Below are 18,626 nucleotides of genomic sequence, written 5' to 3' on the forward strand. Positions count from 1 at the left end.
TCGACGGTGGGTCGGTGCCGCTACGCCGCGGAAAACGTTCACCGGTCGGCGAGTGGGATCGCCCGCCGTCACTTTCTCGCTCGGTTGCCACCGGTCGACTCGCGCCCGCAATACCGCCGAAACCAGGTCTGGATATCCTCGCCCGCACCGACAACGCTGGGAGGTGTGGGATGACGGCACTGGCCGACGCGGTCGCGCGCTCGTTCGCGGCCGGGGAACCCGAGCGCCCCGCGGTGTCGCCGTTGCGGGCGCTGGGGCGCAGGCAACTGCCGGGTGTGGCGTTGCTCGGCCAGTCGATCGCGACCACCGCGCCCGCCGCGTCGATGGTGCTGTTGCCGGTCACGATGCTCACCCACAACGCCCTGCTGCCCGGCCTGGTGACGATCGTCATCGCGACGCTGGTCATCACGCTGATCGCGTACTGCGTCGCACAGTTCACCCGGCGCCTGTCCGCGGCGGGTGGGCTCTACACCTTCGTCAGCCACGGCGCCGGACCGCGCGCGGCGCTGACCTGTGGTGTCGGAATGCTGGTGAAGTACCTGGGCAGTGCGTCGCTGACGATGTATCACGGGTCGCAGACCGCTCTGGCCTTGGCAGCGCAGCTGGGAATCACGCTGCGCGGCTGGCAGATCGGGGCCGTCTATCTCGGCATCGCGGTGCTGATCGGCGCGGTGCTGGTGCGTGGTGTGCGGTTCGCCGCGATCGCGATCCTGGCGGTCGAGGCGTGTTCGCTGGCCTTCATCATCGGCCTCATGCTGGTGTCGGGGCCTGCTGTCGCGATCACCCCGGCCGCACCGAATGTTCCCGCGGTGCTGGCCATCGCGATGTCGGCGCTGTTCGCGCTCGCGGGTTTCGAGAGCGCCACGTTCTTCGCACCGGAGACGCGGCGTCCGCTGGTCACCGTGACCCGAACGGTGCTGCTCACCCCGGTGCTGTGCGGGGCGCTGTTCATCTTCGCGTCGTGGGCGGCCTGGTCCGGGCATGCGGGGGCGGTGGTGAACGCGTATCTGCACGGGACGGCGAGTGGGTCGAGTCTGCTCGTGGTGATCCTGCTCGACGCGGGGCTGACGTGCTCGTGGCTCGGGTCGTCGATGGCTTCGTCGAACGCCGCGTCGCGGCTTGTGTATTCGATGAGCGTGGAGGGTGTGTTGCCGCGGGTTCTCAGCCGCGTCGGCATGCGGTTGCGGACCCCGCACGTGGCGTTGGTGGTGATCATCGGCATCGTCGCGACGGTCGGTTCGGGTTTCGTCGCGCTCGACGGTGTGCCCGCCGCGGCCAAGACCGTGATGCGCACGGCACTCGCGCTGTCCTACATCCTGGTCGCGGTGGGTGCTGTGCTGTTCCTCGGCCGGATCCGCGAGCGCAGCCGCGCCGACCTCGTCGCCGGGTGGGTCGGCAGTGGGGTGCTCGCCGCGGTGCTGGCCTGTCTGACGGTGTCGGATGCGAGCGAGGGTGTGGTGGTCGCGCCCGCGACGGTGCTCGCGGTGCTGCTGGCCGGTGCCGGCTGGTATCGCTATCTGCGGGACAGCTGTCCCGGAAGTCTCATGGCCATCGGTGTTTTCGACAGTCCCGAATCCGCGGACGTCCTGCCCGGCGCCGGGGTGTTCGCCGTCAACGCCCGCGGCGCGATGGCCCTGGTAGGGGCGGACCGCGCCGAACAGTGACAACGACGACCCGCCGCGACGGCCCGACCGGGCACGAGCCGAGGGCTGTCCAGAAGGCCCTCGCGCTGCTCGAGGCCGTGGCGCGACTGGGTTCGGGCGCCACCGCGAAGGACATCGCCGCGCAGACCGGCATCGCCCCTGCGACCGCGTACCGCCTGCTGAATCTGCTTGTCGCCGACGGGTACCTGGTGCGGATCGAGGACCTGTCCGGTTTCGCCCTCGGCCGCCGTACCCGTGAACTCGCCGGGGCGGCCGAGCCCGTCTCGGGCAATCCCCGGATCCTCGGCGAACTGCGCGCCCAGCTGCGCTTCGGCATCCATCTCGCCTCCTTCGCCGACGGCCGCATCAGGATGATCGACAAGGACCCCGACCACGAGCTCAGTGGTGAGAAGGTGCTGCTCACCTGCCCGCACGCCTCCGCTATCGGCAAGATCCTGTTGGCGCGGCATCCCGAATCCGTGGTCGAGGCAACGTTGCGCAGGGTCACCACCTCCACCATCACCGACGCCGCCGATCTCGCCGCCGAGCTGCGCCGAGTCGCCGTGGACGGCGTCGCCGTCGAGGTGAACGAATGCCGCCGCGGCCGCAGCGCCGTCGCGGTCCCGGTCCGCACCGCCGACGGCACCGTCACCGGGGCCCTGGCCGCGATCGGCAAGACCGGCCGCCTGCCCGTGCACGATCGCGACCTCATCGACCTGCTCACGGCGGCGGCCGATCAGCTGACACTCTGAGCGCACGCGCGAAGCCCGGCGATCAGGGGATCGCCGGGCTTGACGGGCATGCGGGGTTTATCGAACCGGTGTCAGCTCCGGTTCCGCGGAATCCGGTCGCTTGCGGCCGAGAACCGAGTGTCGGCGCCCGTAGGCGAAGTAGACGATGACACCGAGGGCCATCCAGATCACGAACCGCAGCCACGTCTCGATCGAGAGGTTGAGCATCAGCCACAGGCAGGCCAGGGCGCCGAGGATGGGAACCACGGGGACGAAGGGGACGCGGAACCCGCGCTGCAGATCCGGACGGGTGCGGCGCAGCACCAGGACGCCGATCGACACCAGGACGAAGGCGACCAGCGTGCCGATGTTCACCATTTCCTCGAGCGTGCCGAAGTCGACGAATCCGGCGAGCAGCGCGCAGACCACGCCGACGAGCACGGTCAGCCGGACCGGCGTGCCCTTCTTACCGGTCTGGGCCAGACTCCGGGGGAGCAGGCCGTCGCGGGCCATGGCGAACAGCACTCGGGTCTGGCCCAGGAACATCACCATGACCACCGTCGACAGCCCGGCGAGGGCACCGATGGCGATGATGTTCTTCACCCACGTATCGCCGTGGATGGCGAAAGCTGTGGCGAGCGTGGCATTGCCGTCGGCCAGTTCGGTGTAGGACACCATGCCGGTGAGGACCACCGAGACCGCGATGTAGAGCACCGTCACGATCGCGAGCGAACCCAGGATGCCGCGCGGGACATCGCGCTGCGGGTTACGTGTCTCCTCGGCGGTGGTGGCGACCACGTCGAAGCCGATGAAGGCGAAGAACACCAGGCTGGCCGCGGCGAGCAGGCCGTACCAGCCGTAGCTGGTGCCGCCGGATCCGGTGAGGAAGGCGAACAGCGACTGGTGCATCCCCTCGGCCTTCGCCGACGGTTGCGCGGGAGGGATATAGGGCGTCAGGTTCGACGGCTTGAAGTAGGTCGCGCCGACCACCAGCACCAGCGCGATCACACCGAGCTTGATCGCGACGGCGATGGCCGAGACCCGCGAGGACAGCTTGGTCCCGGTCGCCAGCAGCACGCCGACCACCGCGATGATCACCACCGCGCCCCAGTCGAAGGTCACCGATCCGAAGTGCACCACCGGCGCCGACGACCCGAGCACGTCGCCGAGGTACTGCGACCAGCCCTTGGCGACCACCGACACCGCGAGCGCGAACTCCAGGATCAGATCCCAGCCGATGATCCAGGCGATCACCTCGCCGAAGGTGGCGTAGGCGAAGGTGTACGCGCTGCCCGCCACCGGCACGGTCGAGGCGAACTCCGCGTAGCACAGGGCCGTGAGCCCGCACGCGATCGCCGCGAACACGAAGGCCAGTGAGACCGCCGGTCCCGCCACGGTGCCCGCGGTGCGCGCGGTGAGGGTGAAGATGCCCGCGCCGATCACCACGGCGACACCGAAGATCGTCAGGTCTTTGGCCGTCAGATCCTTCTTCAGCTTGGCATCGGGATCGTCGGTGTCGCGGATCGACTGCTCGACGGACTTGGTGCGGAACAAGCCGCTCTTGCTCGTCATGAGAGCGACCGCGGGATGGCATCGAGACGGCGCTCGGCGAATCGGTTGGCGGCGGCGCCGGTCCCGATCCCCTCGGTGATGGCGGCGGCGATGATCTCGCGGCAGCGCGGGTAGATGTCGGCGACCTCGGCTTCGACCTCGGCCGGCGTGGCGGCGCGCAGTTCACCGGCCACCTGGATGAGGCCACCGGCATTGGCCACGAAATCGGGCACCCAGGTGATGCCGCGGTCGGTGAGCGCCTGCTCGACCTCGGGTGTCGCGAGCTGGTTGTTCGCCGCGCCGCAGACGAGCTTCGCCTCGATCGTCGCGGCGCTCGCCGCGGTGAGGGTGGCGCCCATCGCACACGGGGCGTACACGTCGACCGGCGCGGTGGACACTGTCGACAGCAGCCGGACGGCGGGCAGTTCGCCGGTGATGCGCCGCAGCGCCGCCTCGTTCACATCGGTCACGCAGACCTCGGCGCCGTCGGCCAGCAGCAGGGCGGTGAGTTCGCGCCCGACCTTGCCGACACCCTCGACGCCGACCGTGCGACCGGCCAGTGTCGGTGCGCCCCAGACGAATTCGGCTCCGGCGCGCATCGAGTGGAAGACGCCGAGCGCGGTCAGCCGGGCACTGTCGCCGCTGCCGCCCGCGCCGACACTGCGGCCGGTGACGTGGCGGGTGTGCCGACCGATGACATCCAGATCGTCGGTGTTGGTGCCCACGTCACCGGCGGTGATGTAGCGCCCACCGAGGGTTTCGACGAACCGCGCGTAGGCGGCGAGCAGGTCCTCGCTCTTGAGGGTGGCCGGATCGCCGATGATCACCGCTTTGCCGCCACCGAGGTCGACACCGGCCGCGGCGGCCTTGTATGTCATCCCCCAGGACAGCCGCAGCACGTCCTGCAGGGCCGCGGATTCGTCGGCGTACGGGTAGAAGCGGGTTCCGCCGAGGGCCGGGCCGAGTGCGGTCGAGTGGATCGCGATGATCGCTTTCAGCCCGGACCTGTCGTCCTCGCAGAACACGACCTGCTCGTGGGCGCGGGCGCTCAACTCGTGCGATCGGCCGAAGACTCCTGCCTCGGTGTGCGCAACGGTCACTGTCGATTCCTTTCCGGTTTCCGCGCACCAGGGTTGTGCCCTGGCCGCGGTGTGGTGATGCCGCGGGTACGCGGCGGTTCCGTTGTGCCGCTGGTGCGGCGACGTGGTGGTACCGCGGGGCGCTCGGCCGTGGGTCGTGGCAGCCGAGTGGCACCGTGGGTTCGGTGGCAGCGTGGTTCGGTCAGTCCTCGATACCGAGCTCGCGCAGCCCGGCGCGGTACAGCTCGACATTGCCGAGCTTGATGTCCTCGTAGCCGCGCACGACATCGGTCAGTGCGGCTGCCGCGGTGGCTGTTTCGTAGTTCTCGGCGGTCAGATCGTGTGCCAGCCGGCGAACCATATCGGTGTAGTGGGCCAGCAGTTCGCGTTCGACCTTGCGGACGTGGGCGTAGCCGAAGGGGTCGAGCTTGGTGCCGCGCAGGAACTTGCCCTTGGCCAGAACCTTCAGCGCCACATGCGACTTCGGCCGCAGACCGATCTTCTTGTCGCGGCCCAGCGCACGCAGCATCGGCGGGTGCAGCTTGTAGGTGAGCTTCTCGCCACCGGGCACCTGGGCCTGCACGTCGGCGAGGAAGTCCGGGTCCACGAGCAGCCGGGCCACTTCGTACTCGTCCTTGTAGGCCGTGAACTTGTACAGCCCGCGCGCGACCGCCGCACTGAATTCGGTGCGCTCGGTGACCGAACGTTCTGCCGCCCAGACGGATTCGACCGTCTCGAGGTAGCGGAGCGCCACTTTCGCGTTCTGGTAGCCGATCAGCTGAGCCGCTCGCAGCTCCACGATCCGGCGCACCTCGCCCTCGACGCTGGTGTTCGCCAGCAGCTCCGCGGGCGCCACCGGCTGGGTGCGTCGCGGCCGACGTGAGTCGACCGCCGCCGCGAACGCCGCCGGATCGGCCACGGCGACGCGCCCCCACCGGAACGCCGCGATGGTGGCGTTCACCGCGACACCGTTGATCCCGATGGCCTCCTCGATCGCCGCGACCGGCAGGCGCAGCCCGCCGTTCTGGACGGCCGCGCCCACGATCAGGAAATTGGCCGCCGCCGTGTTCCCGAACAGCGTCAGCGCCGCCGCGAGCGCGTCGAAGTGACTGATCGAATTCGTCACCGTGGCAAGCCGATCCAGCAGGGTGTCCGTCGCCGGGTAGGCCACCGACTTGTCGAAGACCATGTCGCCGGTCGGGGTCTGGCTCGTCGACGCCACTGCCACGGTGCTCGCCGCGTCGCCGTACTGGAGGTAGCGGGGGTCGGTGGCGGTGAGCAGGTCGACGGCGAGCAGGCAGTCGGCGCTGCCGGGAGTGAGCCGATTGGCCGGCTCCAATTCCCCTGTGGAGAACCGCAGGTGGGACAGCACCGGGCCGGCCTTCTGGCTCAGGCCGATCTGGTCCAGACTCTCCACCTCGTAGCCCGCGCGCAGGGCGGCGGTGGCCAGGACCTGGTTCACCGTGACGATGCCGGTACCTCCGATTCCGGCGATCAGCACGTTCTGCGTGCGAGTCGGCGCGCCCACGCCCGGGTCGGCCACGGCGGGCGGCTCGACGGGTTCGCGCCGCCGGGACTTGCCCTCGGCCGGATCCACCTCCACCGTCACGAAGGACGGGCAGTCGCCGTCCAGGCAGCTGTAATCGGTGTTGCACGAGGTCTGATCGATGCGGGTCTTGCGCCCGAACTCGGTCTCGACCGGCTGCACCGACAGGCAGTTCGACTTGGCGCCGCAATCACCGCAGCCCTCACATACGGCCTCGTTGATCACCACCCGGGTGTTGCGGGTCGGCAGTGTCCCGCGCTTGCGCTGTCTGCGGGCGTCGGCGGCGCAGTGCTGGTCATAGATCAGCACTGTGACGCCCTCGATCTCGCGCAGCAGTTTCTGCGCCTCGTCGAGCCGGTCGCGATGCCACAACAGCGTGCCCTTCGCCAGCGCTCGCTTGCTGTGCCGCTTCGGCTCATCGGCGCAGATGACGACCTTGCGGACACCCTCGGTGGTGAGTTTGTGGGTGAGCTGCGCGACGGTGATCCCGCCCTCCACGTCCTGGGCGCCGGTCATCGCGACGACCTCGTTCCAGAGCAGCTTGTAGGTGATGTTCACCCCGGCCGCGACGCAGGCCTGGATCGCCAGCTGCCCGGAATGGAAGAAGGTGCCGTCGCCGATGTTCTGGAACAGATGCGGCACATCGGTGAACGGCGCCTGCCCGATCCACTGGCTGCCCTCACCGCCCATCTGGGTGAGCCCGGTGACCGCGCTGTCGGTGCGTCCGGACATGGTGACCAGGGTGTGGCAGCCGATGCCGCCGCCGCCGATCGAGCCGTCGGGCAGGGCGGTGGAGCGGTTGTGCGGGCAGCCGCTGCAGAAATAGGGCGTCCGCTTGGCGGAGAGAACTTCCAGCGGAAGTGCCGGCGGCGCTGCCCTTTTCAGCTCCACCCGTCCGCGTAGCACCCGGCGCAGCGGCGCCAGCAGCCGTCCGGCGGTGAGTTCGCCGTCGACCGGCATCAGGCGCGCGCCGCGCTCGTCCTGCTTGCCGAGCACGCGGGGCGCGTCCGGGGTGCCGTAGAGGATCTCGCGGACCTGCGTTTCGATGAACGCGGTCTTGTCCTCGACGACGATCAACTGCTCGAGCCCGCGGGCGAACTCGGTGAGCGCGGCCGTGCCCAGCGGATAGGGCATGCCGATGCGCAGCAACCGGATTCCGGCGCGGTGCATGGTCGCCTCGTCGACACCCAGATCCAGCAGAGCCTGGCGGACCGCGTCGAAGGTGGTGCCGGTGGCCGCGATCCCCACCTTCGCCTCGGCCGGGTCCACCTCGACGACGTCGAGAGCGTTGGCCGCACCGTACGCGTGCACCGTCGCCCAGCGGGGCCCGTACAGGTCCGCTTCGGCGAGCACGCTGTCGGTCGGAGCCGCCATCGGCCGCTGCCGGTAGACGAAAGTTGTTCCCTCCCACTGTACTTCGGGCACCGTCAGCGCGAGGTCGGCTACATCCGCGCCGACCGTCCACGCCCCGTCGGCGACATCGGCCACGATCTTCAACGCCACCACGCAACCCGACGCGCGCGACATCGCGATGCCCTGCATGCCGAGGGTGATGATCTCCTCGGCATTGCGCGGGAACAGAACGGGCACACCCATGGCGGCCAGCGAGCGTTCGCTCACCGCGGGCACGGTCGACGACTTCGAGGCCGGATCATCGCCCACCAGCAGCAGCACGCCGCCGCGCGGATTCACGCCGTACATGTTGGCGTGCCGGATGGCGTCGGTCGCGCGGTCGACGCCGGGACCCTTGCCGTACCAGACTCCGACCACGCCGTCGTGGGTCGGCCGCCCGGCGGGCACCTCGGCCTGGCTGCCCCAGACCGCGGTGGCGGCCAGTTCCTCGTTGAACCCGGGGACGAAGGTGATGTCGTGCTCGGTGAGCACCTCGGGCATGCCGAGCAGCATTTTGTCCACCCCGCCCAGCGGGCTGCCCTGGTAGCCGGAGACGAACGTCGCGACGCGGCGACCGGCGCGGATATCGCGCACGTGCTGTTCCACCAGCAGCCGGGCGATGGCCTGGACCCCGGTCAGCAGCACCGGGCCCGCGCCGGAGCGGTAGCGATCGGCGAGGTCGTAGGGCGCGGCCGGCTCGGCCGACGGTCGGGCAGTCGCACAGACGACGGTGGTCATGAACGCCTCACCACACTTTCCACAACCCAGATCGTGAGCTGCGCAACGAAGGAACTTGCTATCGGTGCTGCGAAATGTGCCGTGGAGGGGCAATCGGTGTCAACAGTCAGTCGAATAGTTGATCAGTCTGCTCAAAAGTGATCTGTACCACTGGGCTGGATGTGTCAATCTGCTCGAGGACGAGAGACCTGGGTCACATCACGGCTGATTCGTCCGGTTCGTCAGGTGCTCGACCAGCGGCAGGCTCCGATACCCGATCGGGGTGGCCAGGGCGAGCATGGTCTCGGTGTGGTTCACGCCGTCGATGGCGTGCACCCGCTGGATGATCTCCAGGAGATCCTGCTGCGATTGCGCGGCGATGCGCACCAGCAGATCGGCGCGGCCGGTGGTGGCGTGCACCTCGAGGACGTGCGGGAACCCGCGCAGCGTCTCGATGATCGGATCCATCTTGTTCTGATCGAGTTCGATGCCGAGGAAGGCGTGCACCGCGAACCCGATGGCCTGCACATCGATATCGGGCGGATAGCCCCGCACGGCACCCGACGCCTCGAGCCGCTTCATCCGCGCCTGCACGGTATTGCGGGCGACCCCGAGTCGCTGCGCCAGCTCGAGAATCGGCGCCCGCGGGTCACGGGCCAGTTCGGCCAGCAAGGCGGCATCGAGCGCGTCGAACTTGATGGTCATGGGCGCATTCTGACACGCACCGAACCCGGGAACCGCACACCTGATCTCAGCCGTGCAGGGACGGCCGGTAGACGAGTTCCTGGATGTCGCCGTCGAGCGTCCGGCTCTCGAGCAGTTCGAGGTCGAAGTCGGCCGCACCCCGGAAGATCGGGTCGTCACCGGTCTGTCCGGTGATCACCGGGAACACCGTCACCTGGACGCGGTCGACGAGCCCCGCGGCCATCAGCGCCCGGTTCATCGACAGGCTGCCGTGGGAGCGCAACGGCACGGCGGACTTCTCCTTGAGCTCGGCGACCACGTCGACGGCGTTACCGCGGGCGATCGTCGCGTCCGGCCAGTCGAGCGGCCCCTCCAGCGTGCTCGACACCACCGTCGCCGGGAGATCGCGCATCCGGGTGACCCAGGGGTCACGCACCTCCGCCACGTCGCCCGAAGCCAGCATCTCCGCGAACGCCCGATAGGTCTTGGGCCCGAACACCATCCGCTGATCCACCTCGAACAGCGCCAGCCGGTGGCCGAGCAGCTCCGGCCCTTGCTTGCCCCAGTACCCACCCCAGTCGCCCCCGCTGACGCTGCCATAGCCGTCGAGGCTGGAAAAGACATCGAATGTGTACGTGGTCGCCATCGGATTCTCCTTGTCGTCTGCGGGATGTATCGATGCAGACGACGTCGCCCCGGAAAACTCATCGCGCGGCGCGCCGACCGGGGAGGCCCGGTGGTCGTCGCCTTCGGTGTATCCGGCCGCGCTTTCTCGCTGTCGCCCCTTACCTTGCTTGCGAAAAAGGCGCACAATTATTCCGTACACCGGCTTCACGTTTGCGCCCGGTGGGGAGTCGAATGCTTGCCGGGCAACATCTGGGCGGGCATCCTCCGTGATGGCAGCGTCCTCGTATCGGGTTGTGACGGCTGGATTCCGTCGGCATCGCGGCCCGAGCGTCACACCATGCTGAACGCCGGGCGCGGCGAAGGCTGCCTGTAGTGACGAGCCCCTTCGCCGGTTCGGCGTCACTACCAGTTAGGAAACGCCATGTCAGAGCAGAACAAGGCTTCAGCCAAGCGCATTTTCGACGCGTGGAACTCGCGAGACCTCGATGTCTTCGACGAGGTCATGGCCGACGGCTGCATCAACCACGATCCGCAGAACCCGTTCGCCGAGGTTCATGGCCCCGAAGGCCTCAGGCGGCTCGTGCAGATGTATCTCGCCGCTTTCTCGGATCAACGGTTCCTGATCAACGAACAGATCGCCGAAGGCGACTTCGTCACCACCCGATGGACGGGAACCGGAACCAATGACGGCGAGATGATGGGTATGCCCGCCACCGGCAAATCGGCAGTTGTTCAGGGAATTACGATCAATCGTTTCGAGGACGGCAAGATCATCGAGAGTTGGGCCTCCTGGGACACGCTCGGGATGATGCAGCAACTCGGCGTAGTCCCGGCGGCGCACTCCGCGACAACCTGACCCGTGACGTGGCAGACCGCACCCACGCAATGACGCACGGAGGGAGCTGAGGTCGATCTGATCGAGCGGATTCCCGGCGTCTGTCCCGTCGATCCGGGAATACCGATCGGTGATGCCCGCGTTGAGGATCCTGGGTAAATCGTCGAAAAATCGTAGGAAGCAGGGGTGGACCCCGAAGATGACCAGGTCAGCGGTGGTATAGGCTTTGTCGGTCATGAAGTCGGCTTATTCGGGTCCGGTCAACGGTGCGCCCAAGACGGTCTACCTCGATCACGCGGCGACCACTCCGATGTTGCCCGCCGCCGTCGAGGCGATGACGGCTGCCCTCGGGGCGGTCGGCAACGCGTCCTCGCTGCACGGATCGGGGCGGGCGGCGCGGCGGTCGCTGGAAGAGGCGCGCGAGTCGATCGCCGCTGATCTGGGTGCGCGGCCGTCCGAAGTGATCTTCACTTCCGGGGGTACCGAGAGCGACAATCTCGCCGTCAAGGGGATCTTCTGGGGGCGCAGGGCGGCTGATCCGCGGCGCACCAGGATCGTCACCAGCTCGGTCGAGCATCACGCGGTGCTCGATGCCGTGGAGTGGTTGGAGAAGCACGAGGGCGCGCAGGTCAGCTGGCTGCCGGTCGACGCGGAGGGCGTCGTCTCGCCGCAGGTGCTGCGCGAGGTGCTCGCCGCGCATGCCGACGAGGTGGCGCTGGTCAGTGTGATGTGGGCCAACAACGAGGTCGGGACCATCGAGCCGATCACCGAATTGGCTGCTGTGGCACAGGAATTCGACATCCCGATGCACAGCGACGCCATCCAGGCGGTGACCCAGATTCCGGTCGACTTCGCCGCGAGCGGGCTGGCCGCGCTGAGCGTGGCCGGGCACAAGGTCGGCGGTCCGCACGGGATCGGCGTACTGCTGCTGGGCCGAAGTGTGCCGTGTGTGCCGCTGGTACACGGCGGCGGGCACGAACGCGACCTGCGCTCCGGTACCTCCGATGTGGCCGCGGCGATCGGGATGGCCGCCGCGCTGCGCGATGCCGTCACCGACCTGCCCGCGCGCGCTCAGCGGTTGCGGGCGTTGCGCGACGAGCTGATCGACGGTGTGCGGGCCGCGGTGCCGGATGCCGTGCTCAACGGGCCCGCGCAACGACTGCCCGGCAACGCTCACTTCACGTTCCCCGGCTGCGAGGGCGACTCGCTGCTCATGCTGCTCGACGCCGCCGGTGTCGAATGCTCCACCGGTTCGGCCTGCAACGCGGGCGTCGCCTCGCCCAGCCATGTGCTGATCGCGATGGGTGTGCAACCGTGGCAGGCGCGCAGTTCGCTGCGCTTCACGCTCGGTCACACGTCGACCGGAGCCGATGTCGAAACACTGTTGACCGTGCTGCCGCAGGTCATCGATCGGGCCAGGGCCGCAGGCCTGGCCGGCGCTAGAGGAGGTGCCTGATGAGAGTTCTCGCCGCGATGAGTGGTGGTGTCGATTCCGCGGTGGCCGCGGCGCGGGCCGTGGACGCCGGGCACGAGGTGGTCGGGGTGCATCTGGCGCTGTCGGCGAACCCGGGCACGCTGCGCACCGGGTCGCGTGGCTGCTGCTCGAAGGAAGACGCCGGTGACGCGCGTCGCGCCGCCGACGTGCTCGGAATCCCGTTCTACGTCTGGGATTTCGCCGATCGCTTCAAGGAAGACGTGATCGACGACTTCGTCGCCGCCTACGCCGCGGGGGAGACCCCGAACCCGTGCCTGCGCTGCAACGAGAAGATCAAGTTCTCCGCGCTGGCCGATCGCGCGCAGGCGCTGGGCTTCGACGCGGTGGTGACCGGGCATTACGCGCGGCTCGACGAGGGTGTACTGCGTCGTGCTGTCGACGCGGACAAGGACCAGTCCTACGTGTTGGCGGTGCTCACCGCCGAGCAGCTCGCGCGGGCGATGTTCCCGGTCGGTGACACCCCCAAGCCGCGGATCCGCGAGGAAGCCGCCGAGCGTGGGCTGGCGGTGGCGAACAAGCCCGACAGCCACGACATCTGCTTCATCCCGTCCGGGGATACCCGCGCCTTCCTCGGTGCCAAGATCGGCATCCGGCCCGGTGCGCTGGTCGATTCCGACGGCACGGTGCTCGGTAGTCACGAGGGTGTGCACGGGTTCACCGTCGGTCAGCGCAAGGGCCTCGGCCTGAGCCACACCGCCGCCGACGGCAAGCCGCGGTATGTGACCGGGATCGATCCCGATTCGGGGACCGTGAAGGTCGGTTCGGTCGAGGATCTGCAGGTCGACATCGTCACCGCCGACCGCGCGATCTGGACGTCCGGCGTGCGCCCGACCTCGTCGATCGAGTGCGTCGTGCAGGTGCGCGCGCACGGCGGGACCGCGCCGGCCGTGGTCGAGCCCGAGGGCGACGGCTTCGTCGCCAGGTTGCGTGAGCCGCTCACCGGCGTCGCCAAGGGTCAGGCCATCGTGCTGTACCTGCCCGACGACGACGGCGGCGACACCGTGATCGGCAGCGGCACCATCAACGGCACCGACCGTGCCGCGGACGTCGAGTCCGGTTCGTCGGCGGCGTCAGCCTGATCGTGTCGTGGTGGGTGCGCCGGTAGTCGGCGCGCACGGCAGGATGGCGGGTGACGGCCCGCGCCGTGGTGCGGCGCACGGTTCGTGGTGGTCGGCGCCGATCCGGTGTGGACCACTGATCCAGACGACACGAAAGGTGTTGAGCGCGTGACGTTGTGGCGTGGTAGTGAGCAGTCCGACGACCGATCCGCGGCGGAGCCGGTGGACTTGCTCGCCGGAGCGTTCGCCACCGGTCTCGGTTCCTGGCCGGGCACCGATCCACTCGAGGCGGCGACCACCATCATCGGTGAACTGCCGGAACTGCCCCACCTCGTCGAACTTCCCGATCGCGGGATCGGCGCCGACATGATCGGGCGCGCCTCCGCGCTCCTGGTCGATCTGCGGTTCGACGCGACCACCCGCGGTTACCGGCTCGCCGACCGCCCGGGTTCGGTCTCGCGCAAGGCCCGCGACTTCGTGCGCGTAGATCTCGACGCGATCGAGGAAGCCTGGGAGACAGCGGGTCTCGTCGGTTCCGGCCGGGTGATCAAGATCCAGTCGGTCGGGCCGCTCACCCTCGCCGCCGAGGTCGAACTGCCCGGCGGTCATCGCATCCTCACCGATCGCGGTGCGCTGCGCGACCTCACGGACTCGCTGGCCGAGGGCCTTGCCCTGCACGCCGCCGAGATCGGTAAACGACTCGGGGCGAAAGTGGTTGTGCAACTGGACGAACCGCAGTTGACAACGGTTCTCGACGGATCGCTGACCGGCCCGAGCGTGCTCAACACCGTCCGTGCGCTGCCCGGGCCGGAGGCGATCCACTTCCTCGACGTCGTGATCAACGCCCAACCGGGACCGGTCGTCCTGCACACCTGCGCAGCCCGCCCGGCCCTGCCCACCTTGCGCCGCACCGCGGCCGCCGCCCTGTCCTTCGACGCGTCGACCATCACCACCGCCGACTTCGACGACATCGGCGAAGCCGTGGACTCCGGCAAGAAGCTGGCTCTCGGACTCATCCCCACCGAACCGCCCACGAGCCCGCTCACCTGGCGCACCGCCGCCGAGCCCGCGGTCCGGCTCGTGGACGACCTCGGTTTCCCTCGTGCGGCCCTCACCCAGGTCCTGGTCACCCCCACCTGCGGTCTGGCGGGAGCTCCGCTCGCGTGGTCTCGCAAGGCCCTCGCGCTGGCCGCCGACGTCGCCCGCGCCTTCGCCGAGGACCCGGACTCGCTCACCATCGAGCGGCCGGAACAGTCGCGGTCGGGCCGCGGTCATCGGTGAGTTAGTTCCCGCCGATCTCCACGAAATCTCGTTCCCGCACGGCTGCGACGTGCGTGGATGTGTCGGTGTGCTCGACTAACCTCGGGTGGGTGAGTGACAGCGACAGCGCGGTTTCTGTGAGTGCCGAAGCCGCTACGCCCGAGCAGCGGGTGCAGTGGCAGCAGTTGGCCGACGAGGTGCGTGGGCATCAGTTCCGCTACTACCTGCGGGACGCGCCGATCATCACCGACGGCGAGTTCGACGCGTTGCTTCGCGAGTTGCAGGCTCTCGAGGACGCGCATCCGGATCTGCGGACTCCCGATTCGCCCACGCAGCTGGTCGGCGGTGGATTCGCGACCGAGTTCACCGCGGTCGACCATCTCGAGCGGATGCTGTCGCTGGACAACGTGTTCGACTACGACGAGCTGCGCACCTGGGCGAGCAGGGTCGAAGCCGAAACCGGGTCCGGGCTGCACTATCTGTGCGAAGTCAAGATCGATGGCGTCGCGTTGAACCTCGTGTACGAGAACGGCAAGCTGGTGCGCGGCGCGACTCGCGGTGACGGGCGCACCGGGGAGGACGTCACCCTCAACGCGCGCACCATCGAAGACATCCCCGCAGAGCTCACCCCCACTGAGGAATTCCCGATCCCGGAGCTCCTGGAAGTTCGCGGCGAGGTGTATTTCCGGCTCGAGGACTTCGAGACGTTGAACGCGCAGATCGTCGCCGAGGGCAAACCGCCCTACGCGAATCCGCGCAATACCGCCGCCGGTTCGCTGCGCCAGAAGAATCCCGCGATCACCGCCCAGCGTCGGCTGCGGATGATCTGCCACGGGTTCGGCCGTATCGAGGGTTACCGCCCGGCCTCCCAGCACGAGGCCTACCGGGCACTGGCTGCCTGGGGCCTGCCGGTCTCGGCCCACACCCGCCTGGTCGAGGGCATCGACGCGGTCATCGAGCGGGTCGCCTACTGGGGCGAACATCGCCACGACATCGAGCACGAGATCGACGGTCAGGTGATCAAGGTCGACGAGACGGCCCTGCAACGCCGCCTCGGCTCCACCTCACGTGCCCCACGCTGGGCCATCGCCTACAAATACCCGCCCGAAGAGGCCACCACCACGCTGCTCAACATCGAGGTCAACGTCGGCCGCACCGGTCGGGTCACCCCGTTCGCGGTGATGTCGCCGGTCTCGATCGCCGGCTCGACCGTGTCGATGGCGACCCTGCACAATGCCTCGGAAGTGAAGCGCAAGGGCGTGCTCATCGGCGATACCGTCACGATCCGCAAGGCCGGTGATGTGATTCCCGAGGTCCTCGGGCCCGTCGTCGACGCGCGCACCGGTACCGAACGCGAATTCGTCATGCCGACGCACTGCCCCGAGTGCGCCACCGAACTCGCCCCCGCCAAGGAGGGCGACGCCGACATCCGCTGCCCCAACCAGCGGCATTGCCCGGCCCAGCTGCGCGAACGCGTTTTCCACCTGGCCGGTCGCGGCGCCTTCGACATCGAGGCCCTCGGCTACGAAGCCGCCAACGCCCTGCTCACCTCGGGCGCGATCACCGACGAAGGCGACCTGTTCGCCCTCGACGCGCAGGATCTGCTCGGCGTGCCGCTGTTCACCAAACAGGACGGTGCCCTCTCGGCCAACGGTGCCCGCCTGCTCGAGAACCTCGAAGCGGCCAAGGACACTCCGCTGTGGCGGGTGCTCGTCGCGCTGTCCATCCGCCATGTCGGTCCGACCGCGGCCCGCGCGCTGGCCGCCGAGTTCGCGGACCTCGCGCGCATCGAATCCGCGACAGGAGAAGAACTGTCAGCCACCGACGGTGTCGGCCCCACCATCGCCGCGGCGGTCGTGGAATGGTTCACCGTCGACTGGCATCGTGCGATCGTCGACAAGTGGCGTGCGGCCGGGGTGCGGATGGAAGACGAGCGCGACGAATCCATCGAACGCAACCTCGACGGTCTGTCGATCGTCGTCACCGGATCCCTGCAGACCTTCAGCCGCGACGGCGCGAAGGAGGCGATCCTCGTTCGCGGCGGCAAGGCGGCGGGCTCGGTGTCGAAGAAGACCGCGTTCGTGGTGATCGGCGAGGCGCCCGGTTCGAAGGCGGCCAAGGCGGAAGAGCTCGGCGTCCAGATCCTCGACGAAGACGGCTTCCGGCGGCTCCTGGAGGGTGGCCCCGACGCGGTCAGGATCGCACCGGACGAGGATCCGGTCGTGGCGGACTAGCCGAGCCCGAACACCCCGGCGTCAGTTCGGGGTGACGGTGACCGTGTTGCCGATCTGGGTCTTCATGTCGAACGACGCGCACTGCCCGTTGCTGAGCTCCTGGGTACGCAGCGGCCGCTTCTTGATGTTGGTCTGGATCTCCACCGTCACATCGGTGCTCGTCATCGAGCACACCTTCGACACCGGAGCGTCGGTGTAGGACACCGACCCCGCACCCTGACACGAGTTGGTCGAGTTCCCCAGGAACACCCGCGCAGTTCCCGCCGGGCACGGATCGGCCAGCGCGCTGGGCGCACTCACCAGCGCCGCGGGCACGAGCGCTCCCGCGGTCACTGCGGCAACGACAACTCCGCGAACCATCACCCGAACCGCCATCACGCGCACCCATCCTCATCGCCGACCGCTGAAACCCGCGACGAACCAGCCGCAGTGTCCAGCACCTTAGTGCGTCGGAACCGAACACGCGCGGGATAGTGCGGTCGTTCGCCGGATCAGGCTGCCGCGTCGGCGAGCCCGCACGTCCCTTAGTCTTGCCAAGAATCTCGGAGAGGCGGACCCTTGCTGCGCAGTTTTCAGGTGACCAATCATGGATCGCTGGCGGAGGCTCAGCAGTTGCGGCTGACCAAGGGGGCCGGCGGGCCGTTGGCGGTGCCGGTGACCGCGGTGCACGGGGTGGCGGCGGCCGGGAAGACGAGCGTCATCGACGCGATCGGGCAGATGCGGGATGCGGTCCTGAATTCCGTGAGCGGATGGGATCCCTACGCGGGCCCGGTGCGGCGACCGCATCTCGGGTTCGCCGAGCGGCCGACGGAATTCGTGGCCGGATTCGTCGCCGAGGGCGTGCCCTATACCTACGGGTTCCGGCTCGACAACGCCGACGTGGTCGCGGAGTGGCTCTACACCCATCCTCGGTCGCGCAAGCGGATCGTGTTCGAACGCCGGGGTGACGAGGTGAAGATCGGGCCGATGTTCGAAGCGGCCCGGTACGGGGTGGCGGCGCTGGTGCCGTTGCTGCGGCCGAACGCGCTGCTGCTGAGCTTGGCGGGGCAGATGTACGCCGAGGCGCTCGTGCCCGCGTACCGGTGGTTCGCGGCGAATCTGACTGTGCAGCAAGGCGATGTCGACACCGACGCGCTCGCGCACGACCTCGGCAGCCATATCTCCCGCTCGCCCGACAACGCGGCGCGTCTGCTGATGCTGCTGCGCACCGCCGATCTCGGGATCGAGGATCTGCTCGTCGCCGAACACGATCCGATGTACGCGGACTACCTGCGCGATCTGGACGCCGAGATCGGCGCGCTGGCAGGCCATCTCGACCACCCCGAGCAGATTCTCGTGGATCGCGAACTGAGCACCCTTCGCGCGGCACGTGACGCGCTGTACCGGCGCATGGTCGACCGCCGCGGCGCGGGGCTGAGCCTGGTGCACGAGGGCATCGACGTCCCGTTCGAACTGGCCGACGAATCCACCGCCACCCGTTCGCTGCTGCGCGTACTGCCCGCCATGCTGGAAGCGCTCGACACCGGCCAGGTGCTCGCGGTCGACGATCTCGGGGTCGGCCTGCCGGTCGAGGAGACCGACCGCCTCGTCCAGTTGTTCCAGAACCCGGAGACCAATTCCCGTGGCGCACAACTGATCTACACTACCGCCGATCGAGCGCTGATCGACCGCGGCAACGGCCGCTCCCAGCGCACCCGCACGGCGGTGTGGCAGGTGCGCCGTGCGCTGGGGGTCAGCGAACTCACGCCGCTGTGAGCGGGGCATAGCATGGGCG

Annotated in this window: 15 protein-coding genes; 9 read left to right on the top strand and 6 right to left on the bottom strand. The window is 68.7% G+C overall.

The features are described 5' to 3' along the window. The first annotated feature begins 170 nt into the window (after window positions 1-170). Window positions 171-1,664, top strand: coding sequence for an APC family permease (locus ACWF99_RS32585; RefSeq protein ID WP_452538268.1), 1,494 nt, complete (start codon window positions 171-173; stop codon window positions 1,662-1,664). After that, complete coding sequence (locus ACWF99_RS32590; RefSeq protein ID WP_452538269.1) at window positions 1,661-2,395, top strand: IclR family transcriptional regulator; 735 nt, start codon at window positions 1,661-1,663, stop codon at window positions 2,393-2,395. Before ACWF99_RS32585 ends, ACWF99_RS32590 begins: the two co-directional genes overlap by 4 nt. Window positions 2,396-2,452: 57 nt before the next feature. Here the strand turns inward: ACWF99_RS32590 and ACWF99_RS32595 are convergent, their stop codons facing one another. From ACWF99_RS32595 to ACWF99_RS32615, 5 genes are all read right to left on the bottom strand, one after another. Next, on the bottom strand, window positions 2,453-3,946 hold the full coding sequence (locus ACWF99_RS32595) for an APC family permease (protein ID WP_378633315.1): 1,494 nt from the start codon (window positions 3,944-3,946) through the stop codon (window positions 2,453-2,455). Beyond that, window positions 3,943-5,025, bottom strand: a complete 1,083-nt coding sequence (locus tag ACWF99_RS32600; RefSeq protein ID WP_452538270.1) for a Glu/Leu/Phe/Val dehydrogenase dimerization domain-containing protein — start codon at window positions 5,023-5,025, stop codon at window positions 3,943-3,945. Before ACWF99_RS32600 ends, ACWF99_RS32595 begins: the two co-directional genes overlap by 4 nt. A gap of 181 nt (window positions 5,026-5,206) precedes the next feature. Then, a complete protein-coding gene (locus tag ACWF99_RS32605; RefSeq protein WP_452538271.1) occupies window positions 5,207-8,680 on the bottom strand; it encodes an indolepyruvate ferredoxin oxidoreductase family protein in 3,474 nt (1,157 codons plus the stop codon). A gap of 198 nt (window positions 8,681-8,878) precedes the next feature. Further along, on the bottom strand, window positions 8,879-9,364 hold the full coding sequence (locus tag ACWF99_RS32610) for an Lrp/AsnC family transcriptional regulator (RefSeq protein ID WP_378633322.1): 486 nt from the start codon (window positions 9,362-9,364) through the stop codon (window positions 8,879-8,881). A 46-nt stretch (window positions 9,365-9,410) separates the two neighbouring features. Next, window positions 9,411-9,989, bottom strand: coding sequence for a dihydrofolate reductase family protein (locus ACWF99_RS32615; protein ID WP_452538272.1), 579 nt, complete (start codon window positions 9,987-9,989; stop codon window positions 9,411-9,413). Between the two features lie 90 nt (window positions 9,990-10,079). Here ACWF99_RS32615 and ACWF99_RS32620 point away from each other — a divergent pair, with 90 nt between their 5' ends. From ACWF99_RS32620 to ligA, 6 genes are all read left to right on the top strand, one after another. Beyond that, window positions 10,080-10,343, top strand: coding sequence for a hypothetical protein (locus ACWF99_RS32620; protein WP_452538273.1), 264 nt, complete (start codon window positions 10,080-10,082; stop codon window positions 10,341-10,343). Window positions 10,344-10,391: 48 nt separating this feature from the next. Continuing rightward, window positions 10,392-10,826: an ester cyclase gene (locus tag ACWF99_RS32625; protein ID WP_378633327.1), complete on the top strand. Its 435-nt coding sequence runs from the start codon at window positions 10,392-10,394 to the stop codon at window positions 10,824-10,826. Between the two features lie 214 nt (window positions 10,827-11,040). After that, window positions 11,041-12,261: a cysteine desulfurase family protein gene (locus ACWF99_RS32630; RefSeq protein ID WP_378651521.1), complete on the top strand. Its 1,221-nt coding sequence runs from the start codon at window positions 11,041-11,043 to the stop codon at window positions 12,259-12,261. Next, on the top strand, window positions 12,261-13,379 hold the full coding sequence (gene mnmA, locus ACWF99_RS32635) for a tRNA 2-thiouridine(34) synthase MnmA (protein WP_378633331.1): 1,119 nt from the start codon (window positions 12,261-12,263) through the stop codon (window positions 13,377-13,379). The genes ACWF99_RS32630 and mnmA overlap by 1 nt, the downstream gene beginning before the upstream one ends. A gap of 201 nt (window positions 13,380-13,580) precedes the next feature. Continuing rightward, window positions 13,581-14,639: a methionine synthase gene (locus tag ACWF99_RS32640; protein ID WP_378633482.1), complete on the top strand. Its 1,059-nt coding sequence runs from the start codon at window positions 13,581-13,583 to the stop codon at window positions 14,637-14,639. An 89-nt stretch (window positions 14,640-14,728) separates the two neighbouring features. Then, window positions 14,729-16,852, top strand: a complete 2,124-nt coding sequence (ligA, locus tag ACWF99_RS32645) for an NAD-dependent DNA ligase LigA (RefSeq protein WP_452538274.1) — start codon at window positions 14,729-14,731, stop codon at window positions 16,850-16,852. Window positions 16,853-16,873: 21 nt separating this feature from the next. Here the strand turns inward: ligA and ACWF99_RS32650 are convergent, their stop codons facing one another. Next, window positions 16,874-17,230, bottom strand: a complete 357-nt coding sequence (locus tag ACWF99_RS32650) for a hypothetical protein (protein WP_452538275.1) — start codon at window positions 17,228-17,230, stop codon at window positions 16,874-16,876. A gap of 198 nt (window positions 17,231-17,428) precedes the next feature. Here ACWF99_RS32650 and ACWF99_RS32655 point away from each other — a divergent pair, with 198 nt between their 5' ends. Next, complete coding sequence (locus ACWF99_RS32655; protein ID WP_378991587.1) at window positions 17,429-18,607, top strand: AAA family ATPase; 1,179 nt, start codon at window positions 17,429-17,431, stop codon at window positions 18,605-18,607. Window positions 18,608-18,626: the final 19 nt, after the last annotated feature.

This window comes from Nocardia sp. NPDC055002, from assembly GCF_053608825.1.